Origin of the sequence: Flavobacterium sp. FlaQc-52 (assembly GCF_044007495.1) — a bacterium.
Lineage (GTDB): Bacteria > Bacteroidota > Bacteroidia > Flavobacteriales > Flavobacteriaceae > Flavobacterium > Flavobacterium cupriresistens.
On the sequence record NZ_JBIPCV010000006.1, the window covers coordinates 190,199 to 211,901 of the forward strand.

The following is a 21,703-nucleotide window of genomic DNA, read 5'->3' on the forward strand; positions in this document are numbered from 1 at the left end:
TGAATGTTAAAAATAATAATAATAACAATGTCTTTTTCATGTTGAATTATTTTACCATGGCGGGTTTGCAACTTGAATTACACCTGTCAGATCTGTAATATTTATGCGTTGTATAAAATTAGTATTATTAGGTTGTGACCAAAGACTTATGGCATGGGTCGCATCGATTGCCATTGCCACGTGTCCCGGATAAGGACGACCAATTTCAGTATAAAAAATCAGTTGCCCAGCAGTTGGTACTGCAGGTGGATAGGTTGGTAAGGCACTATTCCAGCCTAATTGATTCCATATAACTGCATTTGGATCACTTGCAGCAAAAGCAATATTGTAAAAATGTTGAATCCAGGCCGCATCTACTTTATTGGCTAAAAACGCGGCATACATAATACTTTCCCAGCAATTCATGGTCGCTGTTGCTGGCAGTGGTGCGCTTCCGCCACTTGTTACAAAGTGAGCGAAAAAATCATTATTATCTGGATTTTTCCAAAACATCGAATTTAAAAGTAGATGAGAGAAAATACCCACCGAAAAAGGTGCCGTTAATTTTGAATTTATCAAAGTTCGAATGGAAGCATCGGCCAATGCGGCCTGTCTTTCACTGGCAGAAGCACTGGTAATGTAATTTCTGATAATATCATAATCGGTAGTATGATTAAGAAGCCAGGTGAGTATAATGACAAAATCACCTCCTTCTGTAGTAATCCAATCCAATTGGGTTGGGACGTCGAAATTCAAATCGGTTACCGCTTCAATGATGTTGGCATTGGTACATACCGATATAAAGAAGGCTTTCCAGTCATTTGTTTTTAAAGCATCTCTTTGAATTTGTGTGGTGCTGGAGGCTATAATCCAGGGTTTTATAGTCGCATAATCGAGTTCCCAACTGGTGATGGTCATTTCAGCGTTTAGCCAGGTTAATTTGGTTACCAGATCAAATTGCAGGTCGTTTAATGCTTCTACCATGGTGGTATTGGTACAGACACTAACAAAGAAATTCATACCAACAGTGGTGTTTGTTTGTAAAGAATCTCTTTCTACCTGGGTGGCGCTAATGATCCAGGGTTTTATAGTGGCGTAATCAAGCTCCCAGCTGGTTACGGACATTTCGGCATTTAGCCAGGTTAATTTGGTTACCAGATCAAATTGCAAATCATTCAAAGCTTCGACCATGGTGGTATTGGTACAGATATCAACAAAGAAATTCAAACCAACAGTAGCATTTGTTTTTAGTGAATCTCTTTCGGTCTGAGTGGTATTGGCATGTGTAATCCAAGGTTTTATAATGGCATAATCAACTTCCCAGCTGGTGATGATCACTTCGGCTTTAAGCCAGGTTAATTTAGTGATCAGATCAAATTGCAAATCGTTTAAAGCCTCGATGATAGTGGCATCGGTGCAAACATCAACAAAAAAGGATTTCCAAGTATCGGTTTTTAAAGCATCTCTCTGCGGCTGATCTGCGGAAGTAATCATATCTTTAATCTCACTGTATGCCATAAAGAAAGTTCCAAAAGTGGCGGCTTCTTTTACCCATTCCAGTTTTTTATTCAGAGGCAATCCTAAATTGTTTACCGCTCTGGTCATTTCTGCTACATCAAGCGCACTGGCCATTCTTCTTTTATAACTGCCGTCACTTGACACAATGGCTCTTTCTGAGGCGTTAAGTTGAGAACACATCAATATAACCTCATCTTCTGGCACATTAAAACTATCCAACATTTCATTCAGACTGTCCAAATTTGGCGTATTCTGTTTTTGGATATCGGGTTTAGCCCCTTGTTGTAAAGTATGGGTAAGCTCATGGGCGAGCAGGTGTTTACCACTTTGTGATTCCGGATTGTATTTTCCCTGATTGAAATAAACGTCGTTTCCGCTGGCAAAGGCTTGTGCCCCCAATTCTTTATTCATTTGAATGGCGGTAGCATCGTTGTGGATCCTTACATCGCTAAAATCGGTTCCAAAACCTGATTCCATTTCTTTTTTTGCTGCATTTCCTAATGGAGATCCACCACCCTTACTGCTTTGAAGTTTACTTTCTAAAGCGGAAGTGTTTGTAGGAGTCGTATCACTCGTAGCGCTTCTCTGAATGGGTTCTTTCTCTTCCTTTTCTTCCTTTTTTTGGACTTCATTATCTTCTTTTGCCGCTTGTTTTTGAACTAAAGAAGTTTGGGTTGGAGTAAAGAATCCCTTGGAATTGCTCTCTTTGTTTGAAACTATTTTGTCTGCCGTAGCATCGGCTTCAACTTCGTATTTATCATTGGATTTCCCGATATTCAGTTTTGCCTGAACTCCAAAAAAAGACTCTTCCCCCTGTTCCTTTGACGGAACGGCGCGATTGGAAAGAGAATTATTTTTTTTAGAAAAAGAACTCATGATAACTACGTTTTGGTACTTTATTTTTTCTTTTTGCCTGTTACTCCTTGCTGAATGGTGTGCGTCAGTTCATGGGCCAATAGTTTTTTACCTTCACCGGAGTTGGGGTTGTATTTTCCTTTATTAAAATAGATATTCACACCATTGGTAAAAGCTTGTGCGCCCATTTCCTGGCACATGGTAACCGCATTTTCGTCGGTATGGATTCTGATGGCACTAAAGTCGACCCCAAAAGCATTCTCCATTTCCAGTCTGATCTCCCGCCCCAGAGGATTTCCGCCTCCTTTTTTTAAATTATTTTCAACGTGGGATTTGGGTTTCTTTTCCTCTTTTTCCTCCGCTTTCTTTTGTACCGGTTCTTCCTTTTCCTCTGCTTTTTTCTGTACAGGTTCTTCTTTCTCTTCTGTTTTCTTTTGAACAGGTTCTTCTTTTTCCTCTGCTTTTTTCTGCACAGGCTCTTCTTTTTCTTCTGCTTTCTTTTGTACCGGTTCTTCCTTTTCTTCTGCTTTTTTCTGCACGGGTTCTTCTTTCTCTTCCGTTTTCTTTTGTACCGGTTCCTCTTTTTCCTCTGCTTTTTTCTGCACAGGCTCTTCTTTTTCTTCTGCCTTCTTTTGAACCGGTTCTTCCTTTTCTTCTGCTTTTTTCTGCACAGGTTCTTCTTTTTCTTCTGCTTTCTTTTGAACCGGCTCTTCCTTTTCTTCTGCTTTTTTCTGTGCAGGTTCCTCTTTCATTTCTTTACTTTGAACGGAAGAGATCGTTTCTGAAACAGATTTTTGCTGCACTTCTTCTTTCGATTGTAAAAGACCACTATCAGCCGAACTTTTATTCACCACCTTATCTGCTACATGATCCGCTTCTACTTCAAATTGATCTCCCACACTTCCGGTTTTTAGCTTTTTTTGAATTTTAGAGCTAAAAAAAGTAGTGTTAGAAGGGTTGTCTTTTTTTCGTTTTTCAAATGCTCTCATAACTATAAATTTTTACCATTGGGTATAGATTAATTTTTCGATCCACGGAATTTTGACGATGCTAATATTCCACGGAATTTTTTCGAGTAAAAGATCCTGCGTCTTTCGTTCAATAGACAATTTTGGATTCGATTCACTCCAGTCCAATTTGCCTTCTCTTTGCAGAAATTCGCTTCTTAAAACAGCCGTAGAAGTATTCTTTAAAGCCGACCAATGATACACGGCAGAGTCTAACATTTCTTCTACTTGTTGTTTGTGTTTGTCGTTAATTTTAACCTCTCTTCGTATGGACTGCTGCAATGGGATTCCGCATAAAAACTTCTCAAAAAGCAGGGCATGTTCGTAGTCATTTTCTCTTTTGGTAGCGGCATAATGCAAAAGATGTGCAGCCAATTCTTTGTTTAAAAGGATGTTGTTATCATCTATTAAATCACAGCTTTTTAGCATTTCTTTTAAAAAGGGATGCAAGAGGATTAAACCTGCATTTTTCACATAACAGGATTTGAAATCGCTATTGTCTTCCTGAAGTTCATCGTTCTCCTTTTCAATTAATAATTCCTCTTTTATCAAAGACGTTTCTGATATTGATTCTGATGCCAACTCGAAGGCATATTTTTCTTTAGTAGTATCCGAATTTGTATCAGGAAAAGGTTGTTCTTTTTCTTTTCCTTTAATCCTGTTTTTTTCGTTATTACCTTTTGAAAGAGAGGGCTTTATAATTGGTTTGGCTTCTTTAAAAATCAAATAAGCAGTCTTTATTTGCAGGAGCTCATCGTCATTAATAGGAAGCGGAAAGAATGTTTTTATACTTTGAATAAAAAGCTCAAGTGTTGTGTTTTTTGATGAAAAAAGAGCTTGATTTTTGTAATAAAAGGGGATAAGGGAAGCTGCTTTTTGATCGGTCCAAATCTCAAAAATCAAATGCCAAAACGAAGCTTTAAATTCGTGCGACTGACTAGAGAGTACTTCTAATAAACTGTTTTTTGAAAGCGTTTTTTGATTCACTTCGGAACTTAAAAAAACGGCACTCAAAAGCGCAATTTCAGAATTGGAGAATTGATTGATAATACGTTTTTGAACCCTTTTTTGATGTATTAATTTGTGAAAGGAAAGTTTAAAACGATCATTTTGAAGTGTATTGGAATTTACTATTTCAAAAAAAGTGATTTCTTCTTCGCTGGTAGTCCACCAGGGCATACTTCCGTTTTCTATGAAATAAAGTAAGGTTTTGATTTGTTTATCGTCTGAAGAAATTATGCGCATTTCGGGTACTTCTTCGACTTCATTTTTAGACGTTTTTTGTACGTCCTGTAAAGCCTTTTGAATCTCTTTTTCGATTCGGTTTTTTATATCGTTTTTGGTCTCACTAGTAAAGAAGGAAACATCATTTTTTTCGGTATCGGACTGGATAGAAATTTCCAGTTTTTCTATTTGAATGATTTGATTATCAGGGTTTTTAATGTGACTAAATTGTTCCTCTAAGATAGGAACCAACTCCTTTTCTATAAACACAGCAAGGTTATTTTTGATAGCATCAGCCATCACCATAGAATGGGTGTCTATCTCTAAAAAAACTTTTTGGATGCTATGTGAATTTTTAGTCATTTTTATTTGGTAATTTGATTTTTTTTTCTATCTTTGATACTCCCGATGTGGGAATACTGGGCATTTGTTCTGTTGTTTGCTTTGTTTGCGTCGTGTGGTGCACTCGTGTATCTTTTATCTCGTCTCTTTCATGTGTTTTCGATGGTTTGCCGCCCCTTATAAGCTTCAGACTCGCTAGCTTTATTTGGTCTGAAGCTTATCTTTTTTTATACCGGTATCTTAATAAAATTTCCTTCTGTCGGTTTCTGAAAATAAAACTCCGCTTTTTTAGAATACAAACTGATTACTCCGGCCAACTGACTTAAATTTATGTTTATATTATTGTTGATGTGAATCATGTATTTGCTCACACGATCCTCATTATGTAATTTTTTTCTAAGGTTGATGAATAAAACTAAATCATCGTTGGTGCTCCAAGGCATGGTACTATAGTAGTTGCACATGGTGCTGTTTACCCAGTTTCCGTTGGTCCAGTCTCCTCCAATATAAATATCGGTAACTCTTGTATCGGCAGCGCGAAGAGCACGTGCAATTTCACGTAATTCAAGTCCCACACTTTTATTTACATCTACGCTTGGAATATTCTCGAAGTGTTCAAAATTGTCAATAAATCTGCGGTAGTTAGCGATAGCGGTATGACGGATTAAACGTTTTTTAAGGATCTCCCATTTTCTCCAGTCTTCATCAAATCTTCCAAAGTCGTCATCATCCTTATTGATCGGATCATAGTTGCTGTGAATTTTTCGATAGATGTTTTGATTGTGTGCATTAAGAACCGAGCAAGTAATACCCTCAGCACGATAGATTCTGCCATTTCTGGTCACTCCGGTTTCCGTAAATTTATAGACAGGACTAGTCGATTTTTGCGTGATGTCCTGAACTTCAAATTCAAATTTATCTTTGTCCAATTTCATGATTTTGAGTTTCTTTTGTTCTTCAATAAAATCAAACAAAAGACCTGTCGGGAATTGGGTGTTGAGTGTTTGCATGACCACATGAAGTCTGCGTAAAAACACATCGGTCAACGGAATTCTGACGATGACCGGAGCAGTGATTAAATTCACCCCGTTGATGCTGTACTTTCTCACATTAAGAATATAATGCGTTGGCATTGCCTTGATGTTACTTGGTGTTCCTTTAAGGCTTCGCGATAAATTATTGATGTATTTTAAGGAACTGATCCAAGGGTACATGCATTCTGTAATGGCACAACAGCCCAATCCGCTGTCGGGACTTATTTTTCCCTCAATGGCAAAATCGGTTATGAAGGTGGCTCCTGATTTTAACAGCAATAAAGTTCCTCCTTTTTTTACACCGGCTTTATGTTCAAACGAATAATTGGTATTGAATAAAACTTTTAGATCGGCCGCATTTTCAACGATGTCCAGGATGTAAAAATCAAAATCCAATCCGTACTCGATTTTCTTTGCATTTAGAAACGTTTTTACATCATCAACGCTATCATTCAGATAACCTTCGATACGGTAAAAATCATAATCGTCTATGCAATACCCCAACGGTGCTTTGATATAATCGTTGTTTAACAGATTAGTCGTGTGGTAACTGAAATTGGTTTGATGAATATAAAGATTGCTTTTTTCAAAATCCCAGGCATGCAATAAATTGTCATCAACATTATAATAGTAAGGAACCGATTTAGCTCCTAATTTCCCCATTGTTTTAGAAGGGGTAATTTTAATACTATTAGCAGTTACCAGATAATTATCTAAAATGCCTTTAAGTCTTCGCACCAAAGAGTCAAAATTGCTGAATGTTTTATTCTGATCTAAAAGAGACGCTTTGTAAAATTGATGTCTGTAATTTTTAAAGCGACTGTTATCGGTTACCACTCCCAGCAATAAATGTTTTGGAAATGAAGTAATAGACGGATTACATTCTGATTTGAGTTGTATGAAAAGGTCTTTCAATTCTTTGTAAGTCGCCACGATATCTTTTAATAAATCGTATCGATAATGAATGTCTGCCGGGATATTGTTCGGGTCAATTGTAAATAAAATATTGATGCGGTTAACAATACTTAAAAGCGGAGCTGAATAACCAAAAGAAGAAAGAACAGTACTTAAATTGGCAATTAAGTCAATTCGGAACGAATTATCATTGACCACCGTATTAAAAAGTTGTTTGATCTGATTGGTTGTTGAGGTACTGTTAAAGGTTGGGATTACTTTTTTGACTCCCAATTCGTCAAGCTGACTGTATTTTTGAAAAACGTCATATTTATTGTAAAGACTGTCTTTTTCCGGAAAACCATTTTTACCAATAATGCTGTTGGCATTTGCCTGGCTCACTACCAAAACTCTGATATTGAAAATTTCTTCCCCACCTTTATTGGAACAATCAATTTCATCACACAAAGAGGCATCTTTGGTATAATTTTCAAGATACAGTATTACAACATGATCTTTTAAATTAACAAAACTGGTTAATAAAGATTCGCCACTTTCCAAAGGAGTTCCGAGTGGTTTCTCAGGCAGTAATTCCCACATCGGCAGGATCACATTGTTGATATCTTTAAAAGGAAGGTACTTGCCTTTATCATTATCAAACAATCGGTAGGATTTGTAATCGATCTTGGCAAAATCAACAGTAAACAATTTTTGTTTAAGGAGAATGGACAATGGCTTGTCTGTCTCTTTTTTTAATTTTATCAAATCCCCGTCTGTCGTAATTCCGGTTCCTTGTGTTATGGTTACGGTAGAATAGTCGGCATTGGCAGAAAGCTGAAAGCCACAAACAATTCCTGTACCCGTAAGAGAGATTCTATCCAATCGATTTTGGTCATCAAAATAATCAATAGTTTCATTGAGCTGATAGTGGGTTAACACCTGATCTTCTACATAACTATGATAATGCCCTGTAATGGTAGTAAGTTTTGTTGCCATGACCTTGTATTTTTATAATGTTCCTAAATTTGTTCTTCCTAAAACTATTTTTCCTGAAATCTCTTCCTCTTCGTCGACACAATTGTACAAGGTGCCTGTTGGATAAATAGAATTTAAATTTGATAATGTTTTGATGAAGTCCGGCAAAGCATCTTGTTTGTTTTGCGTTTTATCGGTCAGGAATTTTTTGAAATCCTCTTCAAAATCCATCAAGTCATTGTTTTTTGGGGTGATATGGTCTTTTCGATATCCGATCCAGCAGATTTTACCCAAAATGTGGGACGGAATTTCTTGCCGGATTACGTTTTCGGCAAAATTCCTAAAGTCAACATCTGCAAAACGATAGGTATAACCGGGTAAAACCACACTGATTTTAAACGAATACGGATTGGGTACACAGCAATCCTCCGAACAATCCTCTATGCAAATGGGCATATAATAACTTTCGTCAATTACTTTGTCGGGGTCGGGAACCAGCAGTATATGTTCTACCAGAAAAATGCCCTCATCGCTGAATTCTTCTTTAAAGAAAGTCAGTAAATCCAGCATCGCTTCTTTTACATCCTCTAAAGTCAGATGCAATTTGTACTGACGGGCTATGATTCGATCCGGATTGTTGAGATCGTTGACAAATTCCGGATTGATGATGTGAAACGAATATTTATGTGTATTGGATTCAATCACTTCAAAAGTGTTCATTACGGTATCTTTAAAAGGAATTCCGTTGTCTCGGTCTTTTATAAGAGCATCAAATGCGTGCTCGATTTCTTTTTCAGTGGTTTCGTAGATTTTCAGGATGGCAAGATACATTTCCTTAATAGCAGTCGATTGATTCGGATAATCTTCGGTTGCCGTTAGCAGTATGTTGGTCGCACTGTTTCTGATTCTCCATCTAAAAAGATTCGGAAGCACAGCCGGACTCGGATCATAGATTTGAACAAATAAATTAGAAATGTTTTTTCTTTTGATTCCTCTTTTGCTTGTATACGGATTTTGATCGCCTTTAATTCCTAACAAACCTGCAATTCGGTTTTCCAATCCTGTTACATTAAACGTATTCCACAAATTAGACACAGGCTGATTGAAGTAATTAAACCCGCTTCCTCGTTGACTGCTTATGGTGTTGTAATTGATTAGAAAATCAGCTTTGTTTTGCAGTACAATTTCATCAGAAGCAGCACCGTATAGTGATTTCATTAAAAAGGCATATTCTGCAAATCGTTCTGCAAATCGTGCAATAAGATGGTCTTTTATTTCATTTTGTCTTTGCACAGCATCGTCCAGATGACCAAATAACAATTCGTCCAGTTTTTCTTCGCTTGAATTCAGATAGGTATTGTTTACGATTTCGTTAAAACCCGTCATATCCGAAATGGGCTGCGTAAAATAGGTATTTGGCAGATTGTTGCTGATAGAAAGCAATTCTTTGATGTTACTCAAATGTTTGAAATAACTGGCCAGAATCTGATCAAAAAACAGCAGATATCCTTTAAGCTGTTTGGCTTTGGCTTTTCGTTCCGCACTGGCAGATTCTGACAGACCAATTTCGCCAATACCGTAATTTTCAGGAAAGTTATTGGTAACACTGGTATAAAAATCAGATTCTACAATTCGGCCTTGCGGTATTTTCAGTTCCCTGTTTTTAGCTGCTTTTTGTTGGGAATAGGCAAGGTCTTCTTTTAATTCGTCTAAGTACTTTTTGGCTTTTACTTTGTTGACTGTAACAGGTAAAACTCCTTTGCTGAAGTTCAGCGTGCTTTTAGAACAAAGACTTGGTTTTTTATTGGTCGGAATGCAGATGTTCCAAACACTTCCTTCTGCTTCTATGGCATCACAATTATTCAATGAGATGTCTTTAATTACCGCCACACCTTCTACATTCATGATGATTTGCATAATGTCTGAAAGGCGTACTTCTGTTTTTAAAGACGAGTTTTCTAATTCTGTGGTATCAATAAATCCGTTATTCAGAAAAGGGCCCTCATAGATTTCATCACTTGAATAACCTTTCTCAAACATTTCGGCTAACGAATAATATCTGATGGTTGGCGATAAGTATTTTTCGAGTTCTAAAGTAATTGCGGCATGAACATATTCTTCATTGGCTTCGGGAATAATTTCAATTAAAGCACAAACCGCTATAGGCTGAATTTCTACTTCACGTACTTCTAAAACATCTTCGCAAAGGTTTCTGTTCTCGTGAAATTTTTCGATTATTTTAGCTTTAAGCAGCTTTTTCTCGGCAACCGTACTTTCTTCAAAATCAACCAGTATGTTGTAGTATCCTTTGATTTCAGATTCTTTAATAAAAGTAGGTAGGGTGTCTGCGAAGTCTTCTTTTTTGAGCGAAATCTTTCCCTTTTTACAATTGATAAATAACTTTTTGGTCGTTTTTTGAAGCCAGCAATTTTTGATTTTTGCGGGTTCAATATCAATTATAATTTTGCGGTAATCAAGAGCTGTAACTGCTTGTGTTGGCAAAATTTCGGCAGCGGTAAAAAATTGTTCGTCGATTGGGGTGGAATTATTGCTTAACAAATCTTCGATCGGCAAATTGATTCTCATACCCAAATCGGTAATCGCATAACAAAGCACTTCCAGAATCGTAATTCCGGGATCATGCGTATTGTAGTCGGTCCAAAATTGGCTTCCTAACGATTCAATGTACTCGATTCCCTTTTTTCGAAGGAAGTCAAAACTCATGTCATCATTGGAACTGACGTTTTTCGGGATGCTGATATGTTGGTTTACAGTTGACATTCTTCTTTGTTTTCTATGGTGTTAACAGTACATTGTTTGATGTCGGTGCTGATGAAATGACTTTTTGCTGAAACTAAAATCGATTTCGGATTGGATGGAACCGCGACTTTATCTGACAGGGCGCCATTCTTTAATAGTTTTACATCTTGCAGATAATCAACATAACCTAACTTTTCGATGTAATTAATGAGCAAACTGGAGTGAATACTGACTCCAAATGTGATCGGACTATTTTTGTCGAGTGCCCAGGGTGATAAAAATTTGATTATATCGGTATTGAGTTGTTGTGAGTAGAAATTCTCATCAAAACCGGGTTTGAATTTTACTTTTAAATCAACCTTAACTTCTTCATAATTTGGATTAATGACAAAAGTAGTTACGTGCAGCGAATTCAATTGATCGATATGTTTTTTGACCTTGTTAAGGGTCGCCGTACTTACTCGAGGTTGATAAATATCGAATACGTTTTTGTTTACCGTGTCCGGAATCACAACCAAAGTCACATTGCCGGGCGATTGATAAGAATTTTCAGAAGTATGATTCAGGCATTTTACCTTATACAATTCCGGAAATTTTTGCAGTACGATATGCTCGTAATCCCACATGGTAATCGCTCTGTTTTTGTGTCGAAGGCGTTCGCTTATTCTTCTGTAATACTCTTCGTTAGATTCTTCGGGTTTGTGATCAAAACTGTTGTACGGTTGTGTTACCGATTTTACATTACTCAATCTCTGGATTAGTTTGGAAATAGTTTCGGCTTCTAATCCGGTTTTGAGATGCGAAAGTTCATTGGAATTGTTTTGAAAAGTAGCCAAAACCGCTTGCGAATGAATGCCGATCATTTTACAAACGACATCGTATTTTTTATGCATTTTGGCTTTGAGCCAGATATAATTTTTAGGAAGTCTGGTGTTGTTTTGAGTGGCTTCTTTGGGTAAACTGAATTTCAGGATGCCCGATTGCAATAAGTTATCGGTTTCATTCAGTAAAATATCAGAATAGTTAAGCGTACGCCATTCATTATTACCCAAAACAGACCATTCTATTTTCTGTTTTGCGGTGAAGGAGGGGGTTAAGGTATTCTCGCTTCCTTCCAATACCTGAAAAAGCAAGGTGATTTGCTGTAATTCCTGTACGTTTTCGAGACCAATAAACAATTCCCCACCTTTGCAATAGGTAGGAAGCAAATACGAGTTTTTGTTTTCTACATAATCTAAAGTTGATTTTAGATAAGAATGTTCTTCTGCATGTCCGAAAGGATGTATATGAAATAATTTGGCTTTGTTTGTGGTATAAACCTGTTCAATGGTTTGTGTTCCCGAGGCGATAAAACGAGTGGTCTCTGAAGCCGTATAATTCAGAACAAAACGCTCCACCATTGGGGTGTAAGGCGCATTTGGAATTCCGACCGTTTTGATGTCATTGGAAATGGCCAGCGCATAGGTTTTTGCATATAAGTCATGCAAAAAAGAATTCGTTAAGGTCAATTTTAATTGCCCGTTTTTCTCGGTAATGTAACTTGCATTGTTAAACGTGAAGGTGGTTCTAATGGGTGTAATTTCATTAAATAAAACTGCATCTAATCCGTTATTTTTCCAAATGTTATTGGTTAAAACGGAAAGGCTGTATTTAAAATAATTCTTATCTGCTACAATGTCAACGACATCTCCTGTTGGGGCTGCAATAGCATCGTTTGTGGCAAAATTGACACGGTTAATCACTTTGTAGTTGCTTTTTTTATATCCTTTATAATGATCTTTAAAGTTTTCAGGTGTATTTTTCCAAAAAATTTCAGTGTTGATTGCATTCCAGTTTTTTGTAAAAGCCTCGTCGTATTTGATGTAAAAATTCGAACCGATAACAGGTTGTGTTGAGAAAGGGAAAAAGGGTTTTACCGCATTGATAGTACCCATATCATTTTCTAAAACCGCGTTCTGAATGTTTTGTACATCTATGTTTATCGTGATAGTTTCTAATTTGTTTTGGGCTAATGATTTGTAAAGATCATAGCCACCGGCTTCTGTTGTATCGAGATAGAATTTTGCAAGAGGCAAATCCGTAGCAAATTCTTCGCCGTGTACTTTGGGGTTATAACCCGTAATGGCGTCTGCATTTTCATCGAGCACAAAAGCAATTTTCATGATTTTTCCGTTAACGGAAGTATTGAAAGGTTCCCCAACTTTTATGGGAGCTATCTCTGAAATTTCAGCCACTTCAAACCATTTTTTGGCGGTGGTTAACTGCAGGCTTAAACAAGCTCTCAGGGCAGCAGAAGTGACATTAGTGATGTTGTTTTGAAAGGTAAAGCTGATCTGTACGGTTCGTTTTCCTTCGGCTAATGAAAAAATAGGAGAGGCAACGGCAAACCCCAGCGTAACATCAGGTAATTCTGTTGGGAAACTGTCGTCTTTCACATAACCAAAAGGCCACCATTGGGTGTTGTTTTTATCGGGAAATGCTTTTCCTAAACCATCATAAGAATTAGCAACCGGACTGGCTACTATTTTTTTGGAAAGGACATCGTTATAAATGTTTTTCAATGAAGAAACAACCGTTTTATTGGCAATCAATTCGTTGTTTGAAGAATAAGTTCTGGTTTTTCCGATTGCATCTTTGCCACCGTCGAAGCCTGTTTTGGCGTCAATTTTTTCCTGAACCGCATTTTTGGCTAATTCAAAAACAAGATACACCTTGTCCGGTGTCGCAGGAAGTTTGTCAATATGTAAAACTTGATTGTAATAAAAATCAAGATGGCGTTTGGTGAGGTTGTTGTATCTTTTTTTGCTGTTTTCCAACAACATCAAAAAAGTAATAAACAAAGTCAAATGCGGGGTAATGGCAAACTCTTGTTTTTGTTCCGTAATCAGATCAACGAGTTCTTTTTTAATCCGATCCAGTAACAATTGATTTTCTATGGATGGATTTTTTCCCGTTAATTTAAAAAAGTCGAAAAAAGGTTTCCAATCACCTGAAGGGGTTTTGGGATTAGCCGTTTCGAAATAATTTACATACTCAGAAAAATTATAAGCAAATAAAACCCAGTCGGTCAGTTCGAAATCGTTAAGACGAATGTTTTCAGGCTGCAACGCGTTGATATAGCGCTGCTTTTGGTCGCTGCCATTCGAAGTCAAAACACTCACTATATTGGTACAATTACTCATCTTCTAACAATTTATAAATCGGTTCCTTCTTGTTTGTAAAATGGATACACCATATTTATTCTCGAATTGGTGGCGCGTACTATAAAATCAATTAGTACCAATAATTCGCCATTCAAATCGTCGCCTTTTGTAATGTCAATTTTTTCAACGTCAATTCTTGGTTCGTGATAGAGGATGGCTGTTCTAATTAATTCAGAAACAAACGTTTTTAAGGTTTGGTTCAATGGATTAAACAGCAACTCATCCATATTACAGCCGTATTTGGGTTGCATGATGCGTTCGCCAATTTTGGTTGAAAGCAAAATCTCCAGGCTGCTTTTGATGTCGTTTTCATCAGTGAGCATGGTGACTGTTTTGCTGCCTGCATTAAATTCAGGAGGGAAACTCCATCCAATACCTAAAAAATCTTGTTCCGTTTCCATAATTAACCAATTAAAACCGTTGCTAATCCGGCTACTATTGTGCCGCCATGTGCGGTTGAATCCCCCATTCGTGCGGCGGGTTTGCCTCCAATTAAAACCGTTGCAGAGCCTGCAACGATACTGTCCGGTGGTCCCGTACAAGTGGCCATGTCGCCTACACATGCTGCCGGAACTCCACCAATTAATACGGTTGGTGAACCCGGAGGTAAAATCGGACCACCCACATGAGGAACCGTTGCGGTAACCATTGGGCAAACATGCATATCTGAAATTCTGGCGGCTGGTGCTCCCATAATTTTAATTTATTTGTACGATACTTCCTTTTACAATCGCAACGGCGCTCGATGACATTTCGGCACCTGCGCTTCCTTCTGCTTTGTATTGTGCTTTTGCTTTTAAGGAAACATTTGCGCCTTCAATCGTTACATCGCCGGTGGCGATTAACTCAATGTTTCCGGCACTTTCCATTTTTATTCCTTTACTGTCAATGGTGATTACGTTTGAATTTTCATCTTCAATTATAATCACGCCCTTGTCTTCATCGAGTGTGATCTTTTTGCCGGCAGGAGTTTCAATTCCGATGGATTTTTTTTCATCGTCAAATAAAACCTTCATTTCGCTTCGGGTTACAATTCCTTTTTGGTGGTTGTCATCGGAAGCTACAATTGGAGCGGGTTTTCCGCTGCTGTGAAGCATTCCTAATACGATGGCATTGTTCGGGTCTTCGTTGACAAATCCAATAATGACTTCGTCTTCTATTTCAGGTCTGAAAAAAACACCTCTGTTTTCCCCCGCATCCGGTGAAGCTACCCGGCACCAAATGCCTTGTTCTTCGTTATTGATGATGGGGATTTTTACCAAAATGCGATCTTCACCATTGGGATCACTCTCTAATTGGGTGACAATTCCAACATGCAGTCCTTTTATGGCGGGAATGATTCCTGAGCCGGTTGGCGTATGAATGTCGAACGTTTCAGAAAACCACTCCGGATTTAATCCGAATTGGGCATCGATTGTCCAGTTTCCTTCTGACAATTCATGAAAAACACCTGTGACATAGGCATCACCGTTAAAGCGATCTCCAACACCTTCCAGCGTAATTATGGTATTCGGTTTTACGGCAGGAATGCCTTGAAATTTAACTCTTCCACGGATTTTAGATAATTGTTGAAACAATAATTTAGCATCGGCCCAATCCTGAAGTTCTACTTCGGTAATGGTACCGCCGTGACGTAATTCAAGGTTTTCAAGCTTGATAATTTCAGATAGATCGGAAGCCGAAAGATTGCCGTTCAAACTTACGCTTGGGTCATTGGCTTCAATTTCAACTAATTCCTGATTGGTATAATCCCAACTGTAGGAGGACACTTTGGCAAATTGATTTCGGGCATCGATTTCGGCATCAAAATCAAGTATAGTAGCTCCAAAAGTGATCGTTTCAACAGACGAAGCTGTTACATTAGGTTTGCTGATGGTAATTTTTCCGTTCTCAACAAAACAAAGTTTGCCATTGGCTTGTGCTCTCGAAACAATAAAATCCCAGTCGGAGGTATTGTATTGAACGAGTTCTTTATGACTGAAATTAGTCGCTTCAACGTCTTTTTCCAGCCCGTAAAGATCAATAATGCTTTCAAATGCTTCGCTGTCTTTTACCTCATAAAAGTATTTGCTTTTTCTTCCAATAGTGAGTTTTACCGCTTCATCTTTGCATTCGATAATAAGTAAAGAAGCACTGCTTTTTATTTTAATGGAATGTTTGATGATGATTCCTTTGTAAATGGTTTCTTCATCACTGTGATAACCGGCATGAATTTCAATTTTTTTGCCCGGAATCAATAGGTCTTCATTGCTCAATTTGAATTCTCTTTCAGAAGCTTCTCCGTCTACCAGAACAATTTGAGCCATAGGAATCCGATTGACTTCATTTTGCACCACTATACTTTTTACTTGATAGGTTTTAGATAATTCTTCGCCTTCAATTAAAATTTTAAGTGTTACTAAATCGGCACTTTTACTGGTTTGTATGACTCCGCTATTGTTCATTAAGATTGTTTTTGTAAGGGTGGAAAAAATAGTTTTTGCCCTGTTTTTAATTTTCTAAAATTGACAATGTTATTGGCTTTGGCGACTTCGAGATAATACTTAGAATCGCCGTAGATCTGAAAAGACATCAAGGGTAATGTATCACCTTCTTTTACCGTTCTGTAATGCGTTAAATCGGGTGACTTATTATTTTCTCTTGCGGCTCTTAAATTGTCTTCAACAAAACCTTGAAATTTCACTTTTGCAATTGCTCTGATGGGTGTTCCGTCGGGTTTAAAGAGTTTGAATTCTACATCCATTTCAGTCAAAGCTCCTTTAAAGAGCAATGTTCCCCACGAAATAATCAGGTAATTGGGTTTGTGTTTGTCTCCGTTGTAATTTAAAACCACTTTTTTAAATTTCTCAATGTCATCAATGATGCCATCGTCGGAACTTTCGTAGCCGTTGATTACGCCGGATCGGTCAAAAACAAAATCGAGTTCGAGGTTTTCAGGCAATTTTTTATTGAACTTTGGAGCGATGGTACTCGTTCCTGATGCCTGTGTTTTATCGGTTTCGATTTTATAGTGATACGTGTACTTTTCCGGATTCATGAGCGTAGAAAAGGTACCGTCGGAAATTTTGTTGTTAAATTCCGGGTCACTATAGGCAACGACTTTTAGTTTTTCTAATTCTCCTAACATGACTAGCGTTCTTTTTTACGTTCGATGATTTTCAGTACTTGTTCTACGCATTCGGCTACCGCATCTTCATCGGTACTTTTTGGAGTACTGGGAGAAGTTGCCGGTTTTGATCCTTCGTTCACGTTTATTTTAATGTGAAGCTCTTTTATTTCTATGGGCATAACTAGCTTTTAAGTAAGGTGAAATAATTGTAGGTAAGCTCAAAGTTTTCCACTACAAGCTTACTTTCTTCGGCATTAAAATCTTCCACCGACCATTTTACAGGATAGGCATGAACCACGTTCCACGAAATCAAAGGCTGATGTTCTTGATTCAGCAATTTGATGGTCAGGTTTACGGGTTTGAAAGAAAAGTTTTCTATAGCATCTCTGCACCAATCAATAACAACAGAATCAATCAGTATTCCTCTCTTTAAAGTCAGGTTTGGATATTTTGTCTTTACAGGGAGTTTGTGCTTGAATCTATTTTCTCCACCTTCGGCAATCTCCTCGGTTTCAATGTCAACAGACAAGCCGGAAACAGATTGAAACTGATGGTCTTTTTCTTTCGAACCAAGACCTTCAAATTCAACTAAGAAGTGAAAACCGACAGGTGGATAATAGTTAGCCATGATTAGTCATTTTGAATGGATAAACCTTCGTGCACCAATTCCATAGATTCGATAGCGACTTCGTTTCCGTCAGCTTTTAAATCGGTGGATTGAATTTTTGTTGGCCACGCATTTTTTACTTTCCAGATCAGCACAGGTGCGTGCTCTTCGTTCAGTAATTTGATCGTGATATCTCTTCTTTCTATGGTGTTTAGTTTTACCGTGTTCCACCAGGCGTAATACTCATTGTCGCTTGCAAAGGTTCCTCGTTTCAATGTGATGTTGGAGAATTTTTGCATGCCGGGCATCTTGATCTTACTGTATTCAGGACTTGCTCCTTGGCGGTATTCGATAACTTCAGTTTCTACATCTAATCCGGAAACTTCTGTAAATCCTATTTTTGTTCCACCCCAGTCAACTGAGAAATGAAACTTTGGTAGCGGATAACTCATGATCTATATATTTTTAATGTTGATATTAATTAAGATTCCTGCATTTTGTGAGAGAAACGTAGAATGATAAATTCTGCCGGACGTACTACTGCCATTCCGATTTCGATAATCATTCGGCCTTCCAGAATGTCAATAGCCGACATGGTTTGTCCCAGTCCGATTCTAACATAAAAGGCTTGTTCAGGTTTTGCTCCGGCCAATGCTCCGGCGCGCCATTGAAGAATTAAGAAATTCTCGATCATGGCTCTCACTCTGATCCAGGTATTGGCATCATTAGGTTCAAATACAAATTGTTCGGATGCTTTTTTGATGGATTCTTCGGCCATATTAAAGAAGCGACGTACCGGAACATAACGCCATTCGTTATCGTTACCTGCCAAGGTTCTTGATCCCCAAACCAAGGTTCCTTTTCCAGTAAAACTTCTGATGGCGTTGATGGATTTACCGGCAACTGTATCAACATTTAGATTGTCCTGAATGGTGTTGGTGATTTTAACAGTAGGTCTTATAACATAATTCAAACTAACATTTGCAGGTGCTTTCCAAACCCCTCTGTCTTTATCTACTCTGGCGTAAATTCCGGCTATAGCAGAACTTGGCGGAAGTGTGATTGGCAGGTTGTAAATCTCTGTTAGAATTTTGTTGTAAGTAGCGTTGTCAATGCTTTCTAGAGTGCTTAATTTCCTTCCGTTTAATTCACCATTATTTAAATCTTTTCCACTAACGGATTTAATGGCATTTATAAGCGCAGGTAAGGCCACGGTAAAACCTGTAAAACTACTTGTAAGCCCTGTAATGGCTACTTGAGTAGTTAAAGGAGTATAGTTTACCAGTTTTTTTAATTCGGTATCAAAACTTACGGTATCTGTTTGAACAATTTTTAGCAGTTTAGCTGTTGCGTTCTCAGTCTGTATTTTTTTCTTTAATGTTTTTAAGTTTTTATATACAGAATCGATTTTATTGTTCGCCGTAAAAAGCAAGTTAAAGGCTGTCAAAGTACTTGAAATTGTACCTGCAATAACCATATCTTCGTCTGATATTGTACTAATTGCCGCGTTTGCTTCGTCGTTTAATGCATCTCTCAAAAGGGATAATTCTTCTAAGGTTGCAAGTAAAATATTCAGGTTGTTCAAAAACGTTGTTTTTTTGGTAGCGTCACTGGTAAAACTTACTGCCAGGTTAAAATCGTTCGGACCATTATTGTACATCTGTAAAAACATGTTACTTATTTGGCCCGCAATGTTTCCCACAACAGGTTCGTTAACCAGTTTGTTTACCGTTGCCGCAATTCCGGTAACAGGACTTTCAATAGCTACAAGTGCTGCAGCGATTTTATCATAAGCTTTTGCCGTATAAGAGTAATGTTTTAATATTATTTTGGTAGTATCAAAAGCATAGTCCAATATGGTTTCTAAGTGTGGATAATAAACGGCTCCGTACTTAATAGTATCTTTTTCAGAACTGATTTTATTTCTTAAATCATCTATATTAGTATCTGTTGGACTTGTTTCATCATAATTCAAGGTATCAATTAAAGTAAATCGGTCCTGAAGATTTTGGCATTGCGCTAAGGCATTGTTGTACAATCCGTAGAAATCAGTGATTGTTATTGCGGATACTTTTGTGGCGTCCGGAAACAAGATTAATGTGGGTTCGTCAATTTTTTCTAATTCTAATAATCCATTGTTCAACGCTACGCTATTGTTGATTGCTATAACAGGACTGTCTGCATCATCCAAATCATTTCCGTAACGACCTACCGATACAATGTAACAAGGACCACCACCATTTGCAAAAAACAGTTGTAAGGAATAGTACATCAAGAAAGGTTGTTTTGAAGTCGGTTGATCCACAATAATAGATCTTGTGTCGCCAGTATCAGTTGAAACATCATTAATGGTAACACTAATGGTTGTTTCTGGTTTTGCAAAGCCGAAAAAGCGTTCGTATTCTAAGAGAGATGTTATTCTTGTCGGTTTCAATTTCAAGTCTCCATTAATCTTGTTCGTAGCTTTCTCAGTATAACCAATAAAAGCGGGAATCGCTGTTTCTACCTGGGCAACGGAAGGAGGAAACTTTACGATTTCCTCAACATATACTCCAGGCGTTTTGTAAGTTGTTGCCATAATTGATTGTTTTTAATTATTAGATAAATATTTCCGAATAGTAATCACCATTGTTTTTTGTTATTGATTTTACGGATGGGTTAGGATAATGGCTGCTGGCCGGTTCCGGAGGCGTAAAATCGGTAAGAGGATCAATTTCAACAAAACCCGAGTAAGTCAGTGGTTTTGCAGCATTGGTTTCAATTTCAGTTGCTGCTTTGCGGTTGATGTATTTCCAAAGCGTTTTTCGATTGTCAAAATGAATTTTATAGTGCGGGCTATTCAATTTGCCCAAGTCAATAATATTATCAGGAGCATTGTCGCCTTGCAGCGTCAATGAAACAAGTCCGAAGACATCTTGTTTCTGTGATGGGTGTAGTGTGGCTATTAAATCGACAGTGGTTGCTTCAGATACTAAAAAGGCATTTGAAATCAACTTGTTGTCGCTTATTTTTGGAAGGTATTCAAAAGTGACCGGCTCGCTCGCAGGTCTGACGTTGCTGAATAAAAATACTTGATCGAAGGCAAAGTCTAAATCAGTATAATTTTCAAATTGATAGTCGTTTGTACTTATTAAGAAGTTTAAGTTCACATCAACGGGAGTTGGTATAAAGGGATCCAATTCGTCTGCTTCTTTGACTTTAATGTATACTCTAAAACCTGTTTTGGTTTTTTTGAATACCATTTTGTAATTTTTGAGCGTTGTATTGGTTTCTAAAGTTGGCGTTATCGTTACAAAGTCATCGGCGCTGTAATTTTGCAGCATTTTTTCTTTGTCAGCGCCCGACATGGCCGCAAAAGTTTCTTCGCCGTTGTTCAGAAAGTAATTGTGAAAAACGGTTACTTCAAATAACAATCCATATGTAAGGTTAAAACTCATGATTGCTCGCTTGTTTTTGTTACACCTTTAATTCTGCTGATCAATTCTCCTTCTCCTTGTGCAATATTGCGCTCAATTTGTATCATGCTGACTTTGTATAAAGCCGATGGAAGCTGTTTGCCGCCTAATGTTCCCCAGATATAGTTCAATTCCTCAAAAGTGGGGGTATAGAGTTCTACTGTGAATCTGAAATTGTCAATATTGGCCATGGCAACATTATTTCTGTTGTAAATAGTGTTGGCTTGCGTGAATAGTTTTTTCCCTTGAAAAAAGGCAATGATTTTCGAAATGTCATTAAGGGAGTTGATGTATTTCGTTCTGTTGGCACTAAAAAGTATGTACAGGTTTAAATTGATAATACTGTTTTTGTATATTGTTTTAGTATTTTCAATAGCGTGATTGGGAACATTTTTTAAAGTAGCTTCCTCGTCCAGATTAATTAACGTAAGCGCTACTTTATCGTCTAAATTTGTCGCTATGGTTTCGTTTTGAGACTCTAAAAAAGCGATATTTTCGGCCACAATCGTTTTCTCCAGCCCAATTTCTTCGAGATAGCTGTTTACTTGTTCTGTAATTATCTGAATAACTTCAAAAATCATCTTGGGATAAAGTTTAAATATTCTATACTTATTACTAATTTGATTGCCTTATACACAAACCTACTTTGCGAGGGTATAATTCCTAATTTCTAACTGTTTAAAAGCAGTATTTGTATGCTCATTTTGAGCTTACTTTTTTAGATATAATCGATATTCAGTT

General features: G+C 37.5%; 16 protein-coding genes. All 16 read right to left on the reverse strand.

The window, feature by feature from the left end; genetic code table 11:
• Positions 1–51: 51 nt before the first annotated feature.
• Entirely contained in the window at positions 52–2,373 is a 2,322-nt protein-coding gene (locus ACHRV5_RS12975) for a DUF4157 domain-containing protein (protein ID WP_395427029.1), read from the reverse strand.
• 20 nt (positions 2,374–2,393) lie between these two features.
• A complete protein-coding gene (locus ACHRV5_RS12980; protein ID WP_395427031.1) occupies positions 2,394–3,341 on the reverse strand; it encodes a DUF4157 domain-containing protein in 948 nt (315 codons plus the stop codon).
• Between the two features lie 12 nt (positions 3,342–3,353).
• The gene (locus tag ACHRV5_RS12985; RefSeq protein WP_395427032.1) at positions 3,354–4,946 is read right to left on the reverse strand and encodes a contractile injection system tape measure protein; all 1,593 of its coding nucleotides are present in this window, start codon (positions 4,944–4,946) and stop codon (positions 3,354–3,356) included.
• 206 nt (positions 4,947–5,152) lie between these two features.
• Entirely contained in the window at positions 5,153–7,849 is a 2,697-nt protein-coding gene (locus ACHRV5_RS12990) for a hypothetical protein (protein WP_395427033.1), read from the reverse strand.
• 12 nt (positions 7,850–7,861) lie between these two features.
• Entirely contained in the window at positions 7,862–10,609 is a 2,748-nt protein-coding gene (locus ACHRV5_RS12995; protein ID WP_395427034.1) for a hypothetical protein, read from the reverse strand.
• Positions 10,597–13,770, reverse strand: coding sequence for a baseplate J/gp47 family protein (locus ACHRV5_RS13000; protein ID WP_395427035.1), 3,174 nt, complete (start codon positions 13,768–13,770; stop codon positions 10,597–10,599). Before ACHRV5_RS13000 ends, ACHRV5_RS12995 begins: the two co-directional genes overlap by 13 nt.
• An 11-nt stretch (positions 13,771–13,781) precedes the next feature.
• The gene (locus tag ACHRV5_RS13005) at positions 13,782–14,192 is read right to left on the reverse strand and encodes a GPW/gp25 family protein (RefSeq protein WP_047778573.1); all 411 of its coding nucleotides are present in this window, start codon (positions 14,190–14,192) and stop codon (positions 13,782–13,784) included.
• Between the two features lie 2 nt (positions 14,193–14,194).
• Positions 14,195–14,485, reverse strand: a complete 291-nt coding sequence (locus ACHRV5_RS13010; protein WP_047778574.1) for a PAAR domain-containing protein — start codon at positions 14,483–14,485, stop codon at positions 14,195–14,197.
• A gap of 4 nt (positions 14,486–14,489) precedes the next feature.
• Complete coding sequence (gene vgrG / locus ACHRV5_RS13015; RefSeq protein ID WP_230004676.1) at positions 14,490–16,235, reverse strand: type VI secretion system tip protein VgrG; 1,746 nt, start codon at positions 16,233–16,235, stop codon at positions 14,490–14,492.
• The gene (locus tag ACHRV5_RS13020) at positions 16,235–16,918 is read right to left on the reverse strand and encodes a hypothetical protein (RefSeq protein WP_047778576.1); all 684 of its coding nucleotides are present in this window, start codon (positions 16,916–16,918) and stop codon (positions 16,235–16,237) included. The genes vgrG and ACHRV5_RS13020 overlap by 1 nt, the downstream gene beginning before the upstream one ends.
• A gap of 2 nt (positions 16,919–16,920) precedes the next feature.
• On the reverse strand, positions 16,921–17,079 hold the full coding sequence (locus tag ACHRV5_RS13025; RefSeq protein ID WP_165579391.1) for a DUF5908 family protein: 159 nt from the start codon (positions 17,077–17,079) through the stop codon (positions 16,921–16,923).
• Positions 17,080–17,081: 2 nt separating this feature from the next.
• On the reverse strand, positions 17,082–17,528 hold the full coding sequence (locus ACHRV5_RS13030) for a phage tail protein (RefSeq protein ID WP_047778577.1): 447 nt from the start codon (positions 17,526–17,528) through the stop codon (positions 17,082–17,084).
• A 2-nt stretch (positions 17,529–17,530) separates the two neighbouring features.
• Positions 17,531–17,959, reverse strand: a complete 429-nt coding sequence (locus tag ACHRV5_RS13035; RefSeq protein ID WP_047778578.1) for a phage tail protein — start codon at positions 17,957–17,959, stop codon at positions 17,531–17,533.
• Positions 17,960–17,988: 29 nt separating this feature from the next.
• Positions 17,989–20,085 (reverse strand): phage tail sheath C-terminal domain-containing protein, encoded by a 2,097-nt coding sequence (locus ACHRV5_RS13040; protein WP_395427036.1) that lies wholly within the window; start codon positions 20,083–20,085, stop codon positions 17,989–17,991.
• Between the two features lie 19 nt (positions 20,086–20,104).
• Positions 20,105–20,944, reverse strand: a complete 840-nt coding sequence (locus tag ACHRV5_RS13045; protein ID WP_395427037.1) for a hypothetical protein — start codon at positions 20,942–20,944, stop codon at positions 20,105–20,107.
• Positions 20,941–21,543 carry a DUF4255 domain-containing protein gene (locus tag ACHRV5_RS13050; protein WP_230004679.1) on the reverse strand — a complete coding sequence of 201 codons (603 nt, stop codon included), beginning with the start codon at positions 21,541–21,543 and terminating at the stop codon, positions 20,941–20,943. Before ACHRV5_RS13050 ends, ACHRV5_RS13045 begins: the two co-directional genes overlap by 4 nt.
• Between the last annotated feature and the right edge of the window lie 160 nt (positions 21,544–21,703).

Excerpts from the sequence above, each read along its gene's own strand:
- ACHRV5_RS12975 (WP_395427029.1), bottom strand. The coding sequence starts at position 2,373 with ATGAGTTCTTTTTCTAAAAAAAATAATTCTCTTTCCAATCGCGCCGTT.
- ACHRV5_RS12980 (WP_395427031.1), bottom strand. The coding sequence starts at position 3,341 with ATGAGAGCATTTGAAAAACGAAAAAAAGACAACCCTTCTAACACTACT.
- ACHRV5_RS12985 (WP_395427032.1), bottom strand. The coding sequence starts at position 4,946 with ATGACTAAAAATTCACATAGCATCCAAAAAGTTTTTTTAGAGATAGAC.
- ACHRV5_RS12990 (WP_395427033.1), bottom strand. The coding sequence starts at position 7,849 with ATGGCAACAAAACTTACTACCATTACAGGGCATTATCATAGTTATGTA.
- ACHRV5_RS12995 (WP_395427034.1), bottom strand. The coding sequence starts at position 10,609 with ATGTCAACTGTAAACCAACATATCAGCATCCCGAAAAACGTCAGTTCC.
- ACHRV5_RS13000 (WP_395427035.1), bottom strand. The coding sequence starts at position 13,770 with ATGAGTAATTGTACCAATATAGTGAGTGTTTTGACTTCGAATGGCAGC.
- ACHRV5_RS13005 (WP_047778573.1), bottom strand. The coding sequence starts at position 14,192 with ATGGAAACGGAACAAGATTTTTTAGGTATTGGATGGAGTTTCCCTCCT.
- ACHRV5_RS13010 (WP_047778574.1), bottom strand. The coding sequence starts at position 14,485 with ATGGGAGCACCAGCCGCCAGAATTTCAGATATGCATGTTTGCCCAATG.
- vgrG (WP_230004676.1), bottom strand. The coding sequence starts at position 16,235 with ATGAACAATAGCGGAGTCATACAAACCAGTAAAAGTGCCGATTTAGTA.
- ACHRV5_RS13020 (WP_047778576.1), bottom strand. The coding sequence starts at position 16,918 with ATGTTAGGAGAATTAGAAAAACTAAAAGTCGTTGCCTATAGTGACCCG.
- ACHRV5_RS13025 (WP_165579391.1), bottom strand. The coding sequence starts at position 17,079 with ATGCCCATAGAAATAAAAGAGCTTCACATTAAAATAAACGTGAACGAA.
- ACHRV5_RS13030 (WP_047778577.1), bottom strand. The coding sequence starts at position 17,528 with ATGGCTAACTATTATCCACCTGTCGGTTTTCACTTCTTAGTTGAATTT.
- ACHRV5_RS13035 (WP_047778578.1), bottom strand. The coding sequence starts at position 17,959 with ATGAGTTATCCGCTACCAAAGTTTCATTTCTCAGTTGACTGGGGTGGA.
- ACHRV5_RS13040 (WP_395427036.1), bottom strand. The coding sequence starts at position 20,085 with ATGGCAACAACTTACAAAACGCCTGGAGTATATGTTGAGGAAATCGTA.
- ACHRV5_RS13045 (WP_395427037.1), bottom strand. The coding sequence starts at position 20,944 with ATGAGTTTTAACCTTACATATGGATTGTTATTTGAAGTAACCGTTTTT.
- ACHRV5_RS13050 (WP_230004679.1), bottom strand. The coding sequence starts at position 21,543 with ATGATTTTTGAAGTTATTCAGATAATTACAGAACAAGTAAACAGCTAT.